Source organism: Pseudomonas sp. GW821-FHT11D10 (genome assembly GCF_058808435.1).
Map to the genome: position 1 here is coordinate 1,361,774 of NZ_JBXARR010000001.1, position 20,823 is coordinate 1,382,596.

Here is a 20,823-nt window from a genome sequence, read left to right on the forward strand (position 1 = left end):
CCTATCTGCGGAGAAACACCATGCGCTTCATGATCATTGTCAAAGCCAGCCACGACTCCGAAGCCGGCGTGATGCCCAGTGAGCAACTGCTGACCGACATGGGCAATTACAACGAACAACTGGCCAAGGCCGGCATTCTGGTTTCAGCCGATGGCCTGCACCCCAGCAGCAAAGGCGCCCGTGTGCGCTTCAGTGGTGAAAACCGCAGCGTGATTGACGGCCCGTTCGCAGAAACCAAGGAGCTGATCGCCGGCTACTGGATCTGGGACGTGAAGTCGAAAGAAGAAGCCATCGAGTGGGTCAAGCGCTGCCCGAACCCCATGCCGGGCACTGAGTCGGAAATCGAGATTCGCCAGGTGTTCAGCCCGGAAGATTTCGGCGCCGAGTTCACCCCGGAACTGCGCGAGCAGGAAGAACGCATCCGCGAACAAGCCAAGAAACACTGAATACCGAAAATTTGCGCAGGATCACTTTCGTGCACAAAGCAACTTGATCCTGCGCACAAAACCAAAGAATTAACCCCTTAGACTGGCTAACCCCCGATTAACTGCTAGCGTCAACAGACATGTCCTACAGGCTTGATAAGAAAGGGATTACGTCGTAACGGCCTAGAGAGTGCCGTGTCGTCCACTGAGCCACCAGGGAACCGGGGAATCATGTCCAAGCACAACAGGATCAACGTCTTGTGGTCGGCAAGCGTGCTGACGTCAGTCTTCAGCGGCCGTTCGAAAACGCTGATCAAAGCCGCCGGCTACGGCGTGATGAGCATGTTCGTCAGTTGCGGCGTCGGTGCTCAGGATTTCACCGCCAGCCCCGAAGAAGCCCGGGCCATTGCCAAGGAAGCCTATCTGTATGGCTTTCCGGTGGTGGAGATGTACAAGACCCTCTACACCCAGGCCATCGACACCAAGAGTCCGAACTACAAGGCGCCGCTGAACAAGATCGGCAACACCGCCAAGGCCTTCACCGCGAAAGACACCGCGTTCGTCACGCCGAACGCCGACACGCCCTATTCATTTGTCTGGATGGACTTGCGTGCCGAACCGCTGATTCTCACCCTGCCGCCTATCGAAGAGCACCGGTATTACTCGGTGCAACTGATCGACGCCTACACGCAGAACTTCGCTTACCTCGGCACCCGCAGCACCGGCAACAACGGCGGCCACTTCATGATCGCCGGGCCGGACTGGCAGGGTCAGCAACCGCTCAACATCGACCGCTTGCTGCGCAGCGAAAGCAACATCACCTATGCGCTTTACCGCACGCAGCTCTTCGACGACAAGGACCTGGCCAAGGTCAAACAGATCCAGAAAGGCTACAAGGTCGAGACCCTGAGCCACTACGTGAAGCAGAAAGCCCCGCCGCCGGCACCGAAGGTCAACTGGCCGAAACCGACGCCGACCATGAGCGAAACCCCGGACCTGTTTCGCTACCTGAATTTCATGCTGGCCTTCACCCCGCCGCAGGATGTCGAGAAAGACCTGCTCGGCCGCTTTGCCAAAATCGGCATCGGTGCCGGAAAGCCGTTTGACCCGAAGACACTCAGCCCCGAACACCGTAAGGCGCTGGAGGACGGCATTGCTGACGCGAAAGCCGAGTTCGCTGCCTTCAAGAAAGACAAGGTCGAGACTCATGAAGTCAGCAGCGGCGACTTCTTCGGCACCCGCGATCACCTCAAGGGCAATTACCTGTACCGCTACGCCGGGGCCAACATGGGGATCTTCGGCAACTCTGCCGAAGAAGCGGATTACATCGGCTATTTCGTCGACAAGGACGGCCAGCCGGCGGATGCCTCGAAACACGACTACACCCTGCATTTCGCCAAGGGCACCCTGCCCCCGGCCGACGCGTTCTGGTCGCTGACGATGTACGACGGCCAGAGCAAATTGCTGGTGGCCAACCCGCTCAACCGCTACCTGATCAACTCGCGAATGCTGCCGGACCTGAAGCTCGACGCCGACGGCGGCCTGACCCTCTACGTCCAGCACAAGAATCCGGGCAAGGACAAACAGGCCAACTGGCTGCCGGCACCGAACGGGCCGTTCTACGGTGTTTTGCGCCTATATCTGCCCAAACCGGAAGTGGCCAGCGGCGAGTGGAAAATGCCGCTGCTGACGCCATCCGACTCAAAACAATAAACGGAGTGTTTCATGGTCAAGCCTTGCGTTGTCCGCCCGTTGCTGGCGCTGTGCATGATCGGCAGTCCGTTGGTGTACGCGGCTGAAGGTGGCGTCGGCCGGCCGATCACCGGCCAGCAGGTTTTCTCCAATGCCGGTGTGATTCCGCCGGCGCCGGGCTGGGTGATGTCCGTGACCAGTATCTGGTACGACGGCGAGATCAAGGGCAGTGGCGGCGCGCCGATTTCCGGTGAGGTCAGCGCCGGGATCAAGATGAAAGTCTCCTACACCATGGCCAACCTCACCCACGTCTGGGACACCGGCAAGGGCCAATGGAATTACGCCTCGGCCATTGGTGTGCCCGTCCAGTACACCGACATCGATGCCGCTGTCACCGGCCCGCGCGGTCGCACTTTGGGCACCAGCGACTCCGGCACCCAGTTTGCCGATGCGCTGATCACGCCGATTGCTGCTGGCTACCACTTCGACGAGCTCAACCACATCGCGTTTTCGCTGCCAATCTACGTGCCGACCGGCGCCTATAACGATGATCGTCTGGCCAACGCCGGGCAGAACAACTACACATTCATGCCCACCGTGGCGTTCTCTCATCTGGACGGCAAGGGCGGCGAATTCACCCTCTCCGGCAACCTGCAGTTCTACACCGAGAACAAGGCTACCGATTACCGCACCGGCGACATCTTCACCCTCGAAGCCTTGTGGACCCACGGTTTCGGCAACGGCTGGAACGCCGGGCTGGTCGCCGGTTACGTCCAGCAGATCAGCGACGACAAGGGCGACACCGCCGACACCCTGAACGGCTTTCGCGGGCGCTCGGTGGGCGCCGGCCCGACCGTCGGCTGGAGCGGCAAGTTCGCCGATGCCCAGGCCAGCGTCAGCGCGCGCTGGGTGCCGGAGTTCGACACCAAGAACCGGCCTGAAGGCAACGGCGTCGCCGTCAACCTGACTCTGGCGTTTTTCTAGACCGCGGCCGGCCTCCTTTATAGCCGGCCATTCGATCCTCACGTGTCGAGAAGGGAACCTACATGACTGCACTGACCGACCTCAACGCCCTGCAAGCCAGCATCGCCGAAGCGGTGCTCGGCCAGGATCAGGTGATCCGGCAGATCCTGCTTGGCCTGCTGGCCAACGGGCACCTGCTGCTGGAAAGCCTGCCGGGGCTGGCCAAGACCCGCACGGTCAAGGCGCTGGCCAAACACCTGGACGCGAAGATGAGCCGCATCCAGTTCACCCCCGACCTGCTGCCCTCGGACATCACCGGTGCCGAGGTACTGCATCAGGTCGAGGGCAAGAACGAGATCCGCTTCCAGCCCGGCCCGCTGTTCGGCAACCTGATCCTCGCCGACGAGATCAACCGTGCGCCGGCCAAGGTGCAGGCCGCGTTACTCGAAGCCATGGAAGAACGGCAGATCACCGTGGCCGGCAACAGCCATGCGCTGCCGGAGCTGTTCATTGTGGTCGCCACGCAAAACCCGATCGAGCAGGAAGGCACCTACCCGCTGCCCGAAGCGCAGATGGACCGGTTCCTGATGAAAGTCCTGCTGGATTACCCCAACGCCGACAACGAAAGCCAGGTGCTGCGACTGTTGCGCGCCGAGGAGTTCGCCCAGGGCGCCAGCACCGCGCCGACCAAGGGCTTCGAGCTGGCGCAGGACGTGATCTTCGCCGCGCGCAAGGAGGTCAGCGCGGTGCACGTGTCCCCCGCCATCGACCGCTACCTGATCGACCTGATCAATGCCACCCGCCATCCGGCCGACTACGACGAAGACCTCGCCCGCTGGATCGCCATCGGCGCCAGCCCGCGCGGCGGCATTGGCCTGGATCGCTGCGCCCGCGCCGATGCGTGGTTGCAGGGCCAGGATTTCGTTTCGCCGGACAACGTGCGCGCCGTGGTGCACCCGGTGCTGCGTCATCGCCTGCAACTGAGCTACGACGCGGTGGCCGATGGCGTCAGTGCCGATCAGGTGCTCGACCGGATCCTCGACAAAGTCGCCATTCCGGCCTGAGGTCTGTTATGGAAACCGCCGACGGGCTGGTCTATGTCTCTCTCGCGCAATTGATGGCGCTGGAGTTCAAGGCCCGTGACCTGAGTTTTCTCGCCCGCCAGCCCCAGGGCAGCATCCTCGCCGGCAACCATGCCTCGCGCCTGCGCGGCCGGGGTTTGAACTTCGATGAATTGCGCCGTTATCAGCCGGGTGACGACCTGCGCCACCTCGACTGGCGCGCCTCGCTGCGCACCGGCAAACCGGTGGTGCGCACCTTCACCGAAGAGCGCGACCGCCCGGCGCTGATCGTGGTCGACCAGCGCATGTCGATGTTCTTCGGCTCGCAGCGCAGCTTCAAGTCCGCCGTTGCTGCCGAACTCGGGGCTTTGGCGGCGTGGATGGTGTTCCATGCCGGCGACCGGGTCGGCGGGCTGGTGTTCAACGATCAACGCATCGACAGCATCGCGCCATTGCGCAGCCGCAAACGGGTCGAAGCGCTGCTGAGTCGCATCGCCCAACAGAATCAGGCGCTGAACGCCGGCAACCCGGACGCCGAAGACGAGGATCAACTGGACAAGGCCCTGCAGCGTTGTCTGGGAGTGGCCGGGCACGACCATCTGATCTGCATCGTCAGTGATTTCGCCGGGGCCGGCGAGCGCACCTTGCAGTTGATGCGGCAACTGGCGGCGCACAACGACGTGATCGCCCTGCAAGTCTACGACCCTATGGCGCTGAAATTGCCGAGCGACGGCCGGCTGTTGGTGACCCAGGGCCAGTTGCAGGTAGAGCTGGCGGTCGAGCAACGCAGCGTGCACCAGCCATTGGGGGATTTCCTCGGTGGTCGGCTCAAGGACGTCGCCACCTTGCTGCGCCGCAGTCAGGTGCCGCTGATGATGTTCAGCACCGCCGAAGAAGCGCATCAGCAATTACGCGCCGAGCTCGGTAAATCCACGGGTGCGAGAAGATGAATCCGAACGTTCCGGACATCGGACAGCTCAAGGAGCTGGGCCTGCCGACGCCGGTGAGCTATGCACCGCAGACCTGGGGCTGGTGGGTGTTGCTGGCGCTGTTGGTGCTGGCGGCGGTGCTGATCGGTGTGCGGCGTTATCGGCAATGGCGACGGGATCAATATCGGCGTGAAGCGCTGGTGCGGTTGGCGCAATTGCGCGAGCGCAGCGATGACTTGAATGCATTGCGCGAGTTGCCGGAATTGCTCAAGCGTGTGGCGCTTTCGATGCCGGCTTCAACATCGGTCGCGGCACTGAGCGAGGAGGACTGGCAGCGCTTCCTGCAACAACACAGCAAAAAACCGTTGCCCGCCGATTTCAGCCAGCAACTGGCGCAACTCGCCTACGCCCCGGACGACGCATTACGCGCCCTGCCCGCGCCGCAGCGCTTGGCACTGTTCGACACCTGCCAACATTGGGTGGAGCGTCATCATGTGGCAGCTTGATTACCCGTGGCTGTTGCTCCTGCTGCCGCTGCCCTGGCTGGCCTTCCGTTACCTGCCCGCCTACCAGGAAGCGCGCAGCGCCGTGCGGGTGCCGTTCTTCGGCGCCATGAGCCGCGCCGTCGGCGAAACACCGGCCAGTGCCGGCACCCGCAGCAATCACTGGCAGCTGTGGCTGAATGTGCTGGTGTGGACCCTGTTGCTGGTCGCCGCTGCCCGCCCGGTGCTCGTCGAAAAACCCATCGAACGCCAGCAACCGGTGCGCGACCTGATGCTCGCCATCGACCTCTCGCAGTCGATGGAGACCGAGGATTTCACTAACGCCGCCGGTCAGAAAATCAATCGACTGGCCGCCGTCAAAGAGGTCGTGCAAGGCTTCATCGACAAACGCAAGGACGACCGCCTCGGCCTGATCGTGTTCGGCAGCGGTGCTTATCCGCAGGCGCCACTGACCCTCGATCACGCCAGCCTGTCCCTGTTGCTGGAAGACACCGGCATCGGCATGGCCGGCCCCAACACCGCGATCGGCGATGCGATCGGTCTGAGCCTGAAGCTGCTGGACAAGGCCCATGAACAGGAAAAAGTCCTGATCCTGCTCACCGACGGCAACGACACCAGCAGCGCCATCACCCCCGACCATGCCGCCGACATGGCCGCCGCCAAAGGCGTGGTGATTCATACCATCGGCATCGGCGACCCCACTGCTTCCGGTGAAGCCAAGGTCAATCTGCAAAGCCTGCAACAGATCGCCCAGGCCACCGGCGGCCAGTTCTTCCGCGCCGAAGACCGCACCGCGCTGGATCAGGTCTACAGCACCCTCGACCGGCTCACGCCGCATCAAGTGAAAACCCTCAGCCATCAACCCCAGCGCGAATTGTTTTACTGGCCGCTGGGCGCGGCGCTGGTGTTGCTGACCCTGTATCACCTCGGCGCGCTGCTGCGCCCAAGGTTGGCGGTTGCACGTCAGCGGCAGGAGGCCTGAGATGGAGATCAATCTCGGCGACTTCCACTTCTTGCGGCCACTGTGGCTGCTGCTTGGACTGTTCGCGGTGCTGCTGCCATTGATCTGGCGTCGCAGCCGCGATTTGCAGCGGCGCCTGCGCGGCAACATCGCCGAGCATCTGCTGCCGCACCTGCTGGTCACCCCGCAGGATCATCAGCGCCTGCGCCCGGTGCATTTGCTGTGTGCGTTGCTGGTGCTGGGCGCCGTGGCGGCCGCCGGGCCGACCTGGGAACAGGATCGGCCGGACTTTCTGGAGAATCGTGCACCACTGATCGTAGCCGTCGACCTGTCACCGTCGATGGACGCCAATGATGTTCCGCCCACGCGGCTGGAAGCCGCCAAACACACCCTGCACGACCTGATCCAGCGCCGCGCCGGTGCGCGCACCGCGTTGATCGCCTACGCCGGCAGCGCGCATCTGGTGCTGCCGGCGACCGATGACCCGGCGTTGCTCGACAGTTTCATTCAGGCCCTGGGCACCGGGCTGATCGACAAACCGGGCAAGAACGTCGGCGCCGTAATCGATCAGGCCAAGCGCCTGCTCGAGGCCGAGAAAACCCCGGGCAGCCTGCTGTTGATCACTGACGGCGCCGACACCGCGCAGCTCGATGGACTGGGCAAACAGTTGCAGGGCACCGGGTTGCAAGTGCTGGTGCTCGCGGTGGGCAATCAGGACGGCGGGCTGATTCAGGATGCGAGCGGCCAGCCGCGCACCGACAGCAACGGTCGTCCGGTACTGGGCAGCTTCGACCCGGCGGCGATCAAGCAACTGGCCTCGGCACTCGATGCGCCGCTGGGCAGTCTGACCCTGACCAACGACGATCTGGATTGGGTCGAACTGCACGCGCAACAGCACTTTCAGAGCGCCAGCGCCGAACAGCAGGAATTGCACTGGAAAGACGCCGGATACTGGCTGTGCTGGCCGTTGTTGCTGTTGGCCTTGTTCAGCGTGCGCAGGGGCTGGAGCGTGAACTGGATGCCGGCGCTGGCTCTGGCCGTGGGCCTCGGCTGGCCATCGGCGCCGGCGCAGGCCAACGCGCTGACCGACGCCTTCTTCACCCGCGATCAGCAAGGGCGCTGGGCCTTCGAGCATGAGCACTTCCCGCAAGCGGCGGCGCTGTTTGTCGATCCGTACTGGAAAGGCGTCGCGGCCTATCACGCTGCCGACTTCGATCTGGCGCTGGCGACCTTCGCCCGGCTCGACACGCCACAGGCGTATTTCTATCTGGGCAACATCTATGTGCGCCGCTTCAAGTTCGATCAGGCCATCGCGGCCTATCAGCAGGCATTGAAGCTGCAACCTCAATTCCCCGAAGCCACGGCCAACCTGGCACTGGCCATCGCGCTGCAAAAAGACACCGAAAGCGCCGAACAGAACGCTCCCGAAACCAAACCGGACGAGGTCAAGTTCGACAAGACACCGGGCAAGGGCCAGAGCAAAGCCGTGACCACAGAACAGGCGACGTCGGATGCGCTGTGGCTGCAGAACCTCACCACCTCACCGGCGAAATTCCTCCGGCAGAAATTCAGCCTGCAGGATCAGGCGGGGGCCCGGCCATGAACCGGATGCTGTTGATTCTGTGCCTGATGAGCGCCCAGGCGATCGCAGCCGAACCGCAACTGCGCGTACAGGCCCAGCTGCAACCCGCCGACGGCATCAAGGTCGGCGGTCTGGTGGAGCTGCAACTCGATGTCCTCACCGACACCTGGTTCACCAGCGCCGCCACCCTGCCCGACCTGAAACTCGACGGTGCGCTGGTGATGCCACCGGACGGTCAGGCCCAGCACCTGAACCAGACCATCGACGGCCAGGCCTTCAGCGGTCTGCGCTACAGCTACCTGATCACGCCCAACGCCGCCCGGACCTTCGACATTCCGGCGCTGACTGTAAGCGCCACACCCGGCCAGGCAACCACTGAGATCAGCGCCCGCAGCCAGCCGCTGCAATTCAGCGCCGCCCTGCCACCCGGTTTCAATTCCGGGGAAACACCGCTGGTGGCCACCGGGCTGCGCTTCAGCCAAACCGTCACCCAATCGGCCACGCCGCTGAAGGTCGGCGACAACCTCACCCGCCAGTTGACCCTGCAAGCCGACGGCGCACTGGCCATGGCCCTGCCGGTGCCTGCGCTGAGCGACGTCAAAGGTCTGAGCCGCTATGTGAAGACACCACAGGTCAGCAGCCTCGATGACGGGCGCGGCGATATTCTCGGCGGTCAGCGCATCGACAGCGTGAGCTATCGCGTCGACACCGCCGGGGCCTACAGCCTGCCGGCCATCGACGTGAAATGGTGGGATTCGCGCACGCAACAGATCCGCACCGCACAAGTCCCCGCAGTCAGCTTCGCGGCCAGCGCCAACAGCGCGTACAAACCGGTGTTCTCGATCACCGAGGACCTGCGCCAGCTCGGCCAGAACCATCGCCTGCACCTGTCCACCCAGGGATTCATCTGGCTCGCCGTGCTGGTCGCATTGGGCGTACTTGGTTATCTGGGCAGGCCCGCGCTCAGCCGTGCGCGCCGTCAATGGCAGCAGCGCCAGCTCGTGCGGCAACAGGCCCGCCAGCAATCGGCCGACTTCGCGTGGCAGCAGGTCGCCGGGCAACTGGCCGGTCAACCGCCGCAATTGACGGCCCTGTACCTGTGGCTGCGGCGCTGTGGTCTGGGCCTGAAACTGACCCACGCCGGGCCGCGTCTGCAAGGACTGTTGCGCAGCCTTTACGGGCGCGATCCGGCCGCTGGGCAGGCACTGGGTCAATTGCGTCAATCGTTGTCTACGCTTCACAGTCAGGCCGAACAGCAGCAGGCCCGCCCGGCCCCGGCCCTGCGCCCGCTCAACCCCGTTCACGAGAAGGATTTCCCATGACGAACCCGATGCTGCACCGCCAACGTTTCGGTCTGGCCCTGTTGTTCGGCCTCGCATTGCCGCTGCTGGCACAGGCCAGCGAACCGCTGCCGTCGTGGAACGACAGCCCGGCGAAAAAGCACATCATCGAGTTCGTCGAGGCGGTCACCGATCAGTCCGGCAAGGACTTCGTCAAACCCGCCGAACGCATCGCCGTGTTCGACAACGACGGCACGTTGTGGAGCGAGCAACCGGCGTATTTCGAGCTGCTGTTCGCCTTCGACGAGGTCAAGCGCACCGCCGCGCAGCACCCGGAATGGAAGACCACGCAGCCGTTCAAAGCGGTGATCGAAAACGACCACAAGGCGCTGGCCGCCGCCGGCATGGACGGTCTCCTGAAAATCGTCGCCGCCACCCACACCGGCATGACCACCGACGCGTTCGATGACTACGCCAAGACCTGGCTGACCCAGGCCCGTCATCCGAAAACCGGCAAACCGTACACCGAGATGATTTTCCAGCCGATGCTGGAAATGCTCGACTACCTGCGCAGCCAGGACTTCAAGACCTACATCGTTTCCGGCGGCGACACCGGCTTCATGCGCGCCTTCGCCGAAAAGGTCTACGGCATCCCGCCGGAACAGGTGATCGGCACCACCTTCGTGACCGCGTTCGAATACAAGGACGGCAAGGCCTCCATCGTGCGCACCGCAAAACTCGCGCACAACGACGACGGCCCGGGCAAACCGGTGAGCATCGATTCGGTGATCGGGCGTCGGCCGATCCTCGCCTTCGGCAACTCCGACGGCGACCTGCAAATGCTTCAGTGGACCGCCGCCGGTCCCGGCAAACGCTTCATGGGCCTGGTGCATCACACCGACGCCAAACGCGAATGGGCCTATGACCGCCAATCCGATATCGGGCGCCTGGACAAGGCCCTCGACGAAGCGAATTCCCGAGGCTGGACCGTGGTGGACATGGCGAGCGACTGGCGCCGGATCTATCCGTTCGATCCGCCCGTACCCGAGCAAGTGAAGTAACAGGAAATACGTTTGTCGTGCACCCCACCCCCGCGCTAAAGGAGCAAGTCATATGACTCGCATACGCAAGTGGATACCCAGGCTCGCCCTGGTGGCGACTTCAGTCATGGCCCTGTCGGCAACTGCCTCAGCGGCCGACAAGCCCAACATTCTGGTGATCTTCGGCGACGATATCGGCCAGACCAACATCAGTGCCTACTCGATGGGCGTGGTCGGCTACAAGACGCCGAACATCGACCGGATCGCCAAGGAAGGCATGATGTTCACCGACTACTATGCGGAGAACAGTTGCACCGCCGGACGATCCACCTTCATTACCGGCCAGACAGCGTTGCGCACCGGCCTGTCCAAGGTCGGGATGCCGGGCGTACCCGTCGGCTTGCAGGCCCGTGACGTCACCATCGCCCAGGCGCTGAAGGCCCACGGTTATGCAACCGGCCAGTTCGGCAAGAACCACCTCGGCGACAAAGACGAATACCTGCCCACCAACCATGGCTTCGACGAATTCTTCGGCAATCTTTATCACCTGAACGCCGAAGAGGAACCGGAACGCCCTTACTGGCCCAAGGATGATGCCGAGTTCGTCAAGGCTGCCTCTCCCCGTGGCGTGATCCACAGTTTTGCCGACGGCAAGATCGAAGACACCGGCGCCTTGAACAAAAAGCGCATGGAAACCATCGACGATGAAACCACCGCCGCTGCGCAGGCGTTCATCGAGAAACAGGCCAAGGCCGACAAACCGTTCTTCGTCTGGATGAACACCACCCGCATGCACGCTTTCACGCATGTGCGTGAGTCCATGCAGGGCCAGAGCGGCATGCCCGGCAACGAGTATGCAGACGGCATGCTCGAACACGACGGTGACGTGGGCAAACTGCTCAAGACCCTCGATGACCTGAAAATCACCGACAACACGATCGTGGTCTACACCACCGACAACGGCCCGAACCAGTGGTCCTGGCCGGATGCGGCCACCACGCCGTTCCGCAACGAGAAAAACTCCAACTGGGAAGGCGCCTATCGGGTGCCGGCAATGATTCGTTGGCCGGGCAAGGTCAAGGCCGGTGAAGTGTCGACGCAGATGTTCTCCGGTCTGGACTGGTTCCCGACCTTGCTCGCGGCGGTGGGCGATCTCGACATCAAGGATCGCCTGCTCAAGGGCGCGGACGTCGGCGGCAAGAACTTCAAGGTGCATCTGGACGGTTTCAACCAGCTGGACTACCTGACCGGCAAGACCGACAAGAGCGCGCGTAACGAGTTCTACTACTTCAACGATGACGGTGAACTGGTGAGCATGCGTTACAACGACTGGAAGTTCGTCTTCTGCGAACAGCGTGCACCGGGCGGCTTCAAGGTCTGGAGCGAACCGTTCACATGCCTGCGCGTACCGAAGATTTTCAATCTGCGCATGGACCCGTACGAACGCGCCGACGTGGTCTCCGACCAATACTTCGACTGGCTGGCGAAAAACGACTACCTGATCTTCCAGGGTATAAGCCGTTCCGCCAAGTTCCTGCAAACCTTCGTCGATTACCCGCCGAGCCAACGTCCGGCGAGCTTCAGCATCGACCAGGTCCGCGAGGAAGTGGACAAGAAAATTGCCGAGAAAATGAAAGCGGCCAAGTAAACCTGCGTGACCGCCGCTCGCCTGCGTTGGCGAGCGGCACTGTTTTCGGCTTGTGACCGAGTCGCGCCCATCGCGAGCAAGCTCGCTCCCACAGGGATTTGTATAACGCCATGGATCCCTGTAGGAGCGAGCTTGCTCGCGATGAGGCCCGTACAGTCGCAGCCATTCTTGAACCGGAACAAGGCCATCTGCATGTCCTCACGTGTCGCCAGCAAATCCCCGGCCCACCCCGTCCCGCACACCGCCACCGCGGCGTTGCTGATCCCCGCCCTGCTCTTGTGCATCTCCGGTGCTGCGGCGCTGGTTTACCAGGTGCTGTGGATCAAGCAGCTGTCGCTGGTGGTCGGGGTCGAGGTCTATGCGATCACCACCGGGATCAGCGCCTTCTTCGCCGGGCTCGCACTCGGTGGCTGGTGGTTCGGGCGCTGGGCGGATCGACTGAAGCAGCCGGTGTTGCTGTATGCCTGGCTGGAGGTGCTGGTGGCGGTGCTGGGCGTTGGTGCGACCTTTGCCATGAGCGTGGCGGCCAGTCCGTTTGCCTGGCTGCAGAATCATGTCGGACTGTTCGCCTGGCTGTTGCCGTTCCTTCTGGTGGGCGCTCCGGCGGTGTTGATGGGCGGCACGTTGCCGGTGCTGGTGCGCTCGCTGGCGGCCAGTCCGGGCAAGGCCGGCGGTCAGTTGTACGCCGCGAACACTCTGGGCGCGATCGCCGGCACGTTGCTCGCGGCATTCCTGCTGATCGCCACCCTCGGCGTGCGCGGCAGTGCGCTGGCCGCCGCGATGCTCAACCTGCTGGCCGCCGCCGGAGCGCTGGGCTGGCAGCGCCTGCGTCCAATGCCGGTCGAGGCGTCGGTCAAACATCACATCGAAAAGGCACCGGATCGCACCGCACTGTGGCTGTATTCCATCGCCGGCGGCGTGGCGCTCGGCTACGAAGTGGTGTGGTCGCAGTCGATCGTGCAATTCATGAGTACCCGCACCTACGCGTTCGCCGTGGTGCTGGCGACGTATCTGGCCGGACTGTTTCTGGGCAGCGCCCTGCTCGCCCGGCGAGTTGAACGGATTCGTGATCCGTGGGGCGTGTTCGGCCTGCTGATCGCCGGCGCGGGACTGATTGCCCTGCTGGAAATCGCCGTGCTCGGCCGCTGGCTGGTGATCGCCCAGAGCCAGGCGGAAATCTGGCTGCTGACCCAGGGCGCCAGTGAACTGGCCGGCATGAGCGCGCGTTTCGCCGTGGCGGCGCTGGCCATCGTGTTTGTCCCGACCCTGCTGCTGGGCGCGGCATTTCCGTTGGCCCTGCGCTTGAGTGTCGGGCAGGAGCGCATCGGTCGCGATGTCGGCGCGGTGGTGGCGTTCAACACCCTGGGCGGGATTGTCGGGGTGATGCTCTGCGGCTTCGTGCTGATTCCGCTGCTGGGGCTGGTGCGCACGCTGGGCCTGCTGGCGATCATCGCCGCCGGCATCGGCTGGTTCGCCGTGCGCAAGGGCCATGGCGTGAAGAAAGGCCGGCGTCAGGCCGTGGTTGCGCTCGGTCTGTTGTCGGTTGCACTGGCGGTGCTGACCCCGGTCAACAAACTCGCCAGCCTGCTGCCCGGCGCGCGCAACGGAACGCTGGCGTTCTACGAGGAAGGACGCGGCGGCACGGTGGCGGTGGTCAGCCAGGGAACAGGCCGCAATGCCTTTCAGCGTTTGTACATTCAAGGCGTGTCGAACACCGGCGATGCCATGCCGTCGCTGCGCTACATGCGCATTCAGGCATTGCTGCCGCTGTTGATCCACAACGGCGAACCGCGCTCGGCACTGGTGATCGGTTTCGGCACCGGCATCACCGCCGGCGCGCTGCTGCGTTATCCGGGGCTGGAACACCGCGTGGTCGCCGAACTGCTGCCAGCGGTGGTCAAGGCGGCGCCGCTGTTCAAGGGCAACTTCAACGCCGCCAGTGACCCCGGCGTCGATGTGCGTCTGCGCGACGGTCGTCAGGAACTGCTGCGCAGTCCGCAGACCTACGACCTGATCACCCTCGAACCACCGCCGCCCTCCGCCGCCGGCGTGGTGAATCTGTATTCCCGAGACTTCTACCAACTGGCCGCCAGCCGCCTGGAAAAACAAGGTCTGGTCGCGCAATGGCTGCCGCTGCCGACCCAGAACATCGACGACTCGCGCTCGCTGGTGCGCAGCTTCCTCGACGTGTTCCCGTACGCGACGCTGTGGACCAGCGAGTTCCACGAAATGCTGCTGGTGGGTTCACTGACGCCCATCGAGCTGGACGCCGGGAAAATCACCCAGCGCCTGCAACAGGACAGCGTACGCGGCGCCTTGCAGGACGTCGGCATCGGCTCGGCGGCAGCGCTGCTGTCGACCTGGGTCACCGACCGCGCCGGGCTGGAACGTTTTGCCGCCGACGCACCGCCAGTGACCGACGACCAGCCGCGCATCGAGTACGCGCCGTGGGTTCGCACCAAGGAAATCACCCGCGTACTGCCGGCCCTGCTGGATCTGTACGTCGCGCCGCCGCTGGTGAACGCAGACGCCGGGTTCGACGAGCGCATGCAAGCCCACCGCCAGCGCCTGATGCAGTTCTACCGCGCCAGCCTGCATGCCTACGACGGCGACCGCGATGCCTGGGGACGGGACATCCGCGAGGTGATGCGCGGGGATGGCGGCAATCCGTATTTCCGCTGGTTCGTCGGCGACTGAGCGAGACACGAGGACTTTTCGACGCGAAACAGGTAGGGTGCGCAACATCACAATGCCACCACTGGATCGCGTCGCGGTTTTTATGGAGTTGTCATCGCAATGAGTTGCTGGACCGTCCTTGGCCTGTCGGCCGACGCCGATGTGCGCACGATCAAACGCCAATATGCCGTCCTGCTCAAACAGACCCGCCCCGACGACGACCCCGAGGGTTTCCAGCGACTGCGCGATGCCTATGAGCAGGCACTGGCCTACAAGGAATGGCAGCAGTATCACGAGCAGAATCAGGACGAAGAGCAGGAGCAAACCCAGGACCAGCGCATTGAAGAATCCTGGGACCTGAGCGGCCTGACCGTGGTCGAGGTCGATGCCCTGCAACTGGCGACCCGTTCGCTGGACGGGCTCAGCGTTGAAGAGCTGAATCATCGCCATGCCGTCACCCTCGAACAGGGTTGCGCACATTTCTTCGAAGACACGGTGCTGCATCATTGCATTGAACACCCTGAGACTTCGCAGACGCTGGTGGACTGGGCCATCCCGACCTTCTTCTGGTTCAGCGCCTGGCAACGCCTCGAGCTGGACGAGATATCGATCGACCTGTTGCTGGATCAACAACGCGTGCGCATTGCGCAACCGATGCGTGATGCCCTCGAACGGGAAGACGTCGACGGATTTCTCCAGGCCTACGCCCGTTGTGCCGATTTCAACTGGCTGGCGATTGAACAACATCGGCAATGGTTCAACCGTGCCCTGAGCCATTTGCTGCTGGATGCGCCGTTCTGGTCTCCCGAGATTTTCGAACGGGTGCGCACCGGTCAAGGCTGGCACGGCAGCACGGGAAATCCCTGCCCTGATGGCGAATGGCAACGCCTGCTGGCTCGCCAGAATGCGCCGTTTTTTGTGGCTCGCCAGCAACAGCTCGCTCTGGAACCGCCGGCCACCCCCGAACACCGCGCCGCCCGCCTGCTGCTGGGCACCGGCTCGTTCAGCGCCCGCCGCGCACTGGCCCGACGCATGCGCGAAAAAGACTGGGCGCAGTGCCGCAAGTTGAGTTCGGAGCTGTACGCCAATCACCCCAAGGTCTGCGCACAGATGCCCGGCGGCACGGCGTTTTTCTGGCAAAGCTGGGAACTGAGCTTCAATGATTGGCCGACGTATGTGGGCGTGGTGCTGGCCTGCCTGATCGGCGCGTTCACCCATTACATTCCGTTGGGCGTGCGCCTCAGTGGACTGATCAATATCGTCTTGATCTCGACCGTGGTGTTTGGCGTGATCGTGGCGGGGCTCAATTGGCTGGTGCACAACGTCGCCCATCGGGTATGGCGGCTGGATGACCGGCTCAGCGCTGCTCTTTGCCCCGGAGCTTTCAAAGACTCGCCGCCGTTCGGCGTGCTGCGTGACCTGGTGCCCGGCGCGTTGATGGTGGCCGGGCTCGGCTGGTTTTTCGGCCCGATTGCCGGCGCGGTCTACGCCGCGACCCTGGCGACCTTCGGCCTGGTACGCCGCTGGCAGTCCAGGCCACGGGTGTCCTGGGAAGAGAGCCGTCCGGCCATGAAAGTCGGCGGGACGATCCTCGGCATTGTGGTGCTGGCCCTCGTGCTCGGCGTATTCAAAGTGGTCGCCAGCCAAGGCACGGTCAATCGCAATCAGGGCCTGCAACCCTGGACCGAACGTCTGTGCAGCCGCTTGCCGGCCACCACCGCCGAATGCAGCGCACCGGCCACCGTTGAACAGTGGTACGGCAAGGAGGCGCGCCCATGACCACGAGAGTGATGTTTTGCGTCGGTATTTTCTTCGCACTGGTGGTGATGGCGCTGACCAGTGCGACCCGCCCTTTCCTTCAGTTAGATCTCTGGCTGGACGGGCGCGATGCGCCGGTCACCGCCCAGGCTAATGCGCTGAGCCCGGTGATCGCTCGCGTCAACCGGATCGACGTGCAATGGCGAGCGGCCTACGATCGCTACAAAAACCCTCAACCGCCCTTGCCGCGCGACCAGCGCTGGTTGAAGAGCCTCAAGGATTTCGACGACAGTGACGCGTTCAATGTGCGGGACATTCAGCGCGATGTCTGCGGTCAGGGCCTCACGGAAAAACTCGATCTTCTGGCCTGGCAGCCTGAACTGGCGCGCCAGGCCAACGAGTACGTCCGGGCGCTGAGTCACGTCACGACCACCATTGCCCCCACGCGGTTTTACCGAGAAGCGAGCTTCACCTCGGGGTCGCAACAGCCCTCCCCTGGAGAACTGGCTGCCATCGAGCGCGTTTCACAGGAGTACATCGGCGCCTCGACGGCTCTGCGGCAAAGCCTGCTGCCGCTCGACACCGCGCAACGTCCCGAACAGCTCAAGCTGATCGAGGCGCGTCTGGGCAGGGACATTCACTGGGATTTGCTGGCTTACATGATTCAGGCGCGGGAGACCGTCGACGTGCTCGACGAAGCGATGAAAAACCGCACGCTGACGCCGAAGTTGCTGGCCCAAACCACCGCGAAACTGCAACAGGCGTGGAACCGTCGCGAATCCTGGCTCGCACCGCGCACGGGTGGATTCCAGAACAAGACCGATGCCGCACGGGATCTGTGGCTGCGCATCGGCGAGCCGGGGCAAGACTATCTCGAGGCATTGAACACCCTGCAAGCAGACTGGCACAACCACGCTAAGCCCGAACGTTTGAGCGAGGACTACTACGCCGTGACCCGCAGTTACGACGGCTTGCTCAGCCATTACAACCGACTGGCGCGCGCCAGTTTCTGACGCAGTGCACACGCCGGATCGCCCTCAGGGACGACCCGGCGTGCCGGTCTTACTTGGCCTTGAGCTTGAGGTAGGACTGATGCAGATCCGCCGCCCAGCCATCGATCACGCTTTTCACGTCATCGGCCTTCATCACCTGCGAATCGTTTTCCAACGGCTTGCCGGTGCCTTTGCGCACCACCTGCGCCGCCACTTTGTTGGTGCCGCCATCGAGGAACACCGCTTCGGTCGCCAGGGTGGTTTCCTGATCGCGAATGCCGCTGGCGGTGCTGACCGCTGCGGCGACCAGGGCAATCGGAATCACTTCATAGGCGTGCAGGCCTTCGGTCTTGCTGCTCACGGCGGTGATCGCCGCGCGTACCACGATCACACCTGGCCCAGGGCCTGAGGCCAGCGGCAGGGATTTGCCCAGTTCACGCTTGAGCGCCTGATCGTAGTAGCTGGTGATGCCGTTGAGGGTCTGCTGCGGAATCTTCACGGTGGGTTGCGGTTTGGGATAGAGCTGGGTCGGTTCGACGTAGACGCTGGTGAATTTGCTGATATCGATTTTCGGGTCAATCCAGCGCATCACTTCAGCCCCCGACGGGGATTTGGCCTCCCTCAGCTGGCTGTAGTCCTTGAGGAAGCCTGAGTACTCGTCGGGTGCGACGGTTTTGCTGGAGCAGCCCACCACGCCCAGCGTGGCAATGCACAGGGTGCTCATCATTACGGCTAGCTTCATGCTGTAACTCCTGTCGGAAGGCCGGATTTATTACATTGGGGAGTTACAGGTATAGCTAAAACCGCGCGGTTTGCGATCACAAAACACAATATTCACACCACGCGGCTTCCACTCATTTGACAGATGCAGGTCAGGCGGCAAAGCTGCATCAAGCTTGAACGCGCGCCAGACGGCAAATGCACCTGGACTACGGAAGTCGCAATGCCCAAGCATAAAAATAAAGCTGCACCGCTTCAGCCTGATGCTTCACCGACCTCGTTTTCACGTTACCTGTTTCCCGTTTCCATCGGCGTGCTGCTGGCCGCCGTGGCGGGGATCGGCTGGTTTCTGTTCAGCCCGGCGCCGGTGCCGGTCAAACCGATGCCCGTGAGCGCCCCGGTTGTGGCGCCGGCCAAACCTGCACCCACCGTGGCGGCGGCGCCCGCGAGCATGGTTGATGAGCAGCAATGCCAGGGCTGTCACAACGAGCAGGTCAAGGATTGGCAAGGCTCCCATCACCAGTTGGCGATGCAACCGGCAAACGCTGAAACCATGCTTGGCGACTTCAACAACGTCGTGGTCAAAGCCGAAAACGAGACCACCCGATTCTCGCGCAAGGGCGACGACTTCTGGGTCAATACACCGGGCATCGACGGCAAGAACGCCGACTTCAAAGTCGCCTATACCTTCGGCATCGCTCCGCTTCAGCAATACCTGATCGAAGTCGGCGAAGGCCGATTGCAGGCGCTCGGTGTGGCCTGGGATACCGAGAAAAACCGCTGGTTTCATCTCTACCCCGGCCAGGGCGTGAACTTCAAGAATCCGCTGCACTGGAGCAAGCCGAGCCAGAACGCCAATTTCATGTGCGTCGAGTGCCACACCACCGGGTACAAGCGTAACTTCGATGCGGCGAGCAACACCTTCGCCAGCCAGTGGAACAGCCTCGGCGTCGGCTGCCAGGCCTGTCACGGCCCGGCGTCGAATCACCTGGAATGGACGGCGAAGAAAACCGACCTGATCCACGCCGGGTTCGCCGTCGATCTCAAGGACAAGAACGCCACCGTCGAAATCGAAACCTGCGCCCGCTGCCACGCTCGCCGCGCACCCTTGGGCGATGGCTACACCGTGGGCAAACGCTTGATGGACGATTACCTGCCCAGTGTCCTCACCCGCGAGCTGTATGCGCTGGACGGCAAGATCAAGGACGAAGTGTTCGAACACGGCTCCTTCGCCCAAAGCAAAATGTTCGACAAGGGCGTGCGCTGCAGCAATTGCCACAATCCTCACAGCACCGCGCTGAAAGCGCCGGGCAACGCGGTGTGCCTGCAATGCCACAACACCGCCGGCAAAACCTCGGTCGAGGGCGTCGACGGCAAGGGCCTGCAAGCCAAGAACTACGACAGCATCGAACACACCCGCCACACCCCGGGCCAACCCGGCTCGCAATGCGTGGATTGCCACATGCCCGGCAAGTTCTACATGGGCAATGACTTCCGGCATGACCACAGCTTCAGCATCCCCAACCCCGAACGTGCGCAAAAGCTCGGCACGCCGGACGCCTGCCTGACCTGCCATCAGGGCAAGGCTGGCGACAAGGTCACTGCGCAGTTCAAATTGTGGAATGCCTCGACCACGCCGCAAGCGCCGCGTTACGACGAAACCCTGTGGCTGATTCGCAACGGCCAGCCGGGTGCTGCGCAGGCGTTGTATGAGCAGTTGCAGCGCAGCAATCTGCCGGCGATCCAGCGGGCGACGTTGCTCGCAGAGTTGCCGCTCTATCCAAGTGAACAAGCCCTGACACTGGCGACGACGGATCTGAAAAACCCGGCGCCGCAGGTTCGCGAAAACGCTGTGCGGGCGATCAGCGCTTTCCTGCCACCGCCGGAGCGTTTGCCTCTGTTGACGCCGTTACTGGGCGATCCGGTGAAAGCGGTGAGAATCGCTGCGGCGCGGGATCTGCTGAGTGTCGCCCGCAATGGTCTGGGTTCGGCGCAGGCCAATTGGGAGGCGGCGATTGTCGAGTACGAGGCGGTGCAGAAAAGCCTGGCCGAACGTGCCGAGGCCAACCTGAATCTGGCGATGCTTTATCAGGCCAGCGGCCGCAGCTCGGAGGTTGAAGGACTGTTGCGAACCGCACTGAAACGCGACCCGGATTTCTACCCGGCGCTGGTCACGTTGGTGCAATGGTTGGAGGCCAATGGTCGCGGTCCCGAGGCGCAGCAACTGCTGGATGAAAACCTCAAGGCACATCCGGATGCCGCCCTGTTGCAGCACACCCGGGGCCTGTCATTGATCCGCGCCGGCAAACCGGCCGAAGCCATGTCGCCCCTGCGCAAGGCCGCGCAACTGGAACCGCAGAACGCACAGTACGGTTATGTGCTGGCGGTGGCGCTGCACGAAAGTGGCAAGGTCGATGAGGCGTGCGCGCAGCTGGAGGCGCTGCTCAAGCTGCAACCGGCGAACCGCAATGCGCGGTTGTCGCTGATTCAGTGGTATCTCGACAGCGGGCAGGAGCCGAAGGCGCAGGTGGTGTTGCAGGGGTGGAAGAAGCTGAATATGGGGGATCCGGCGTTGAAATGAAAACAGGCGGGA

Annotated in this window: 16 protein-coding genes; 15 read left to right on the forward strand and 1 reads right to left on the reverse strand. The window is 63.1% G+C overall.

Annotated elements, in window-relative coordinates:
- Positions 1 to 20 precede the first annotated feature (20 nt).
- The 14 genes from AC1RT4_RS06185 (at position 21) to AC1RT4_RS06250 (ending at position 17,531) form a co-directional block, all read left to right on the forward strand.
- Positions 21 to 446 (forward strand): YciI family protein, encoded by a 426-nt coding sequence (locus AC1RT4_RS06185; RefSeq protein WP_085604104.1) that lies wholly within the window; start codon positions 21 to 23, stop codon positions 444 to 446.
- A 315-nt stretch (positions 447 to 761) separates the two neighbouring features.
- Positions 762 to 2,138: a DUF1254 domain-containing protein gene (locus AC1RT4_RS06190; RefSeq protein ID WP_493084469.1), complete on the forward strand. Its 1,377-nt coding sequence runs from the start codon at positions 762 to 764 to the stop codon at positions 2,136 to 2,138.
- A 12-nt stretch (positions 2,139 to 2,150) separates the two neighbouring features.
- Positions 2,151 to 3,101, forward strand: coding sequence for a SphA family protein (locus AC1RT4_RS06195; protein WP_007955060.1), 951 nt, complete (start codon positions 2,151 to 2,153; stop codon positions 3,099 to 3,101).
- Positions 3,102 to 3,163: 62 nt separating this feature from the next.
- A complete protein-coding gene (locus tag AC1RT4_RS06200; RefSeq protein ID WP_493084329.1) occupies positions 3,164 to 4,144 on the forward strand; it encodes an AAA family ATPase in 981 nt (326 codons plus the stop codon).
- An 8-nt stretch (positions 4,145 to 4,152) separates the two neighbouring features.
- Entirely contained in the window at positions 4,153 to 5,091 is a 939-nt protein-coding gene (locus tag AC1RT4_RS06205; RefSeq protein WP_493084331.1) for a DUF58 domain-containing protein, read from the forward strand.
- Positions 5,088 to 5,576, forward strand: coding sequence for a DUF4381 domain-containing protein (locus AC1RT4_RS06210; RefSeq protein WP_493084333.1), 489 nt, complete (start codon positions 5,088 to 5,090; stop codon positions 5,574 to 5,576). The genes AC1RT4_RS06205 and AC1RT4_RS06210 overlap by 4 nt, the downstream gene beginning before the upstream one ends.
- Positions 5,563 to 6,555, forward strand: a complete 993-nt coding sequence (locus tag AC1RT4_RS06215) for a vWA domain-containing protein (protein WP_493084335.1) — start codon at positions 5,563 to 5,565, stop codon at positions 6,553 to 6,555. The genes AC1RT4_RS06210 and AC1RT4_RS06215 overlap by 14 nt, the downstream gene beginning before the upstream one ends.
- A gap of 1 nt (position 6,556) precedes the next feature.
- Positions 6,557 to 8,137 carry a VWA domain-containing protein gene (locus AC1RT4_RS06220; protein WP_493084337.1) on the forward strand — a complete coding sequence of 527 codons (1,581 nt, stop codon included), beginning with the start codon at positions 6,557 to 6,559 and terminating at the stop codon, positions 8,135 to 8,137.
- Positions 8,134 to 9,438 (forward strand): BatD family protein, encoded by a 1,305-nt coding sequence (locus AC1RT4_RS06225; RefSeq protein WP_493084339.1) that lies wholly within the window; start codon positions 8,134 to 8,136, stop codon positions 9,436 to 9,438. Before AC1RT4_RS06220 ends, AC1RT4_RS06225 begins: the two co-directional genes overlap by 4 nt.
- Complete coding sequence (locus AC1RT4_RS06230; RefSeq protein ID WP_493084341.1) at positions 9,435 to 10,457, forward strand: HAD family hydrolase; 1,023 nt, start codon at positions 9,435 to 9,437, stop codon at positions 10,455 to 10,457. The genes AC1RT4_RS06225 and AC1RT4_RS06230 overlap by 4 nt, the downstream gene beginning before the upstream one ends.
- Positions 10,458 to 10,509: 52 nt before the next feature.
- Complete coding sequence (locus AC1RT4_RS06235) at positions 10,510 to 12,084, forward strand: arylsulfatase (protein WP_273898604.1); 1,575 nt, start codon at positions 10,510 to 10,512, stop codon at positions 12,082 to 12,084.
- A 192-nt stretch (positions 12,085 to 12,276) separates the two neighbouring features.
- Complete coding sequence (locus AC1RT4_RS06240) at positions 12,277 to 14,781, forward strand: spermidine synthase (RefSeq protein WP_493084344.1); 2,505 nt, start codon at positions 12,277 to 12,279, stop codon at positions 14,779 to 14,781.
- A gap of 99 nt (positions 14,782 to 14,880) precedes the next feature.
- Positions 14,881 to 16,539, forward strand: a complete 1,659-nt coding sequence (locus AC1RT4_RS06245) for a J domain-containing protein (RefSeq protein ID WP_493084346.1) — start codon at positions 14,881 to 14,883, stop codon at positions 16,537 to 16,539.
- The gene (locus AC1RT4_RS06250; protein ID WP_493084348.1) at positions 16,536 to 17,531 is read left to right on the forward strand and encodes a DUF3829 domain-containing protein; all 996 of its coding nucleotides are present in this window, start codon (positions 16,536 to 16,538) and stop codon (positions 17,529 to 17,531) included. Before AC1RT4_RS06245 ends, AC1RT4_RS06250 begins: the two co-directional genes overlap by 4 nt.
- 49 nt (positions 17,532 to 17,580) lie before the next feature.
- Here the strand turns inward: AC1RT4_RS06250 and AC1RT4_RS06255 are convergent, their stop codons facing one another.
- Entirely contained in the window at positions 17,581 to 18,252 is a 672-nt protein-coding gene (locus AC1RT4_RS06255) for a DUF3313 domain-containing protein (RefSeq protein ID WP_085604143.1), read from the reverse strand.
- 201 nt (positions 18,253 to 18,453) lie between these two features.
- Between AC1RT4_RS06255 and AC1RT4_RS06260 the strand changes: the two genes are divergently transcribed.
- Positions 18,454 to 20,811, forward strand: coding sequence for a tetratricopeptide repeat protein (locus AC1RT4_RS06260; RefSeq protein WP_493084351.1), 2,358 nt, complete (start codon positions 18,454 to 18,456; stop codon positions 20,809 to 20,811).
- The last annotated feature ends 12 nt before the right edge of the window (positions 20,812 to 20,823 follow it).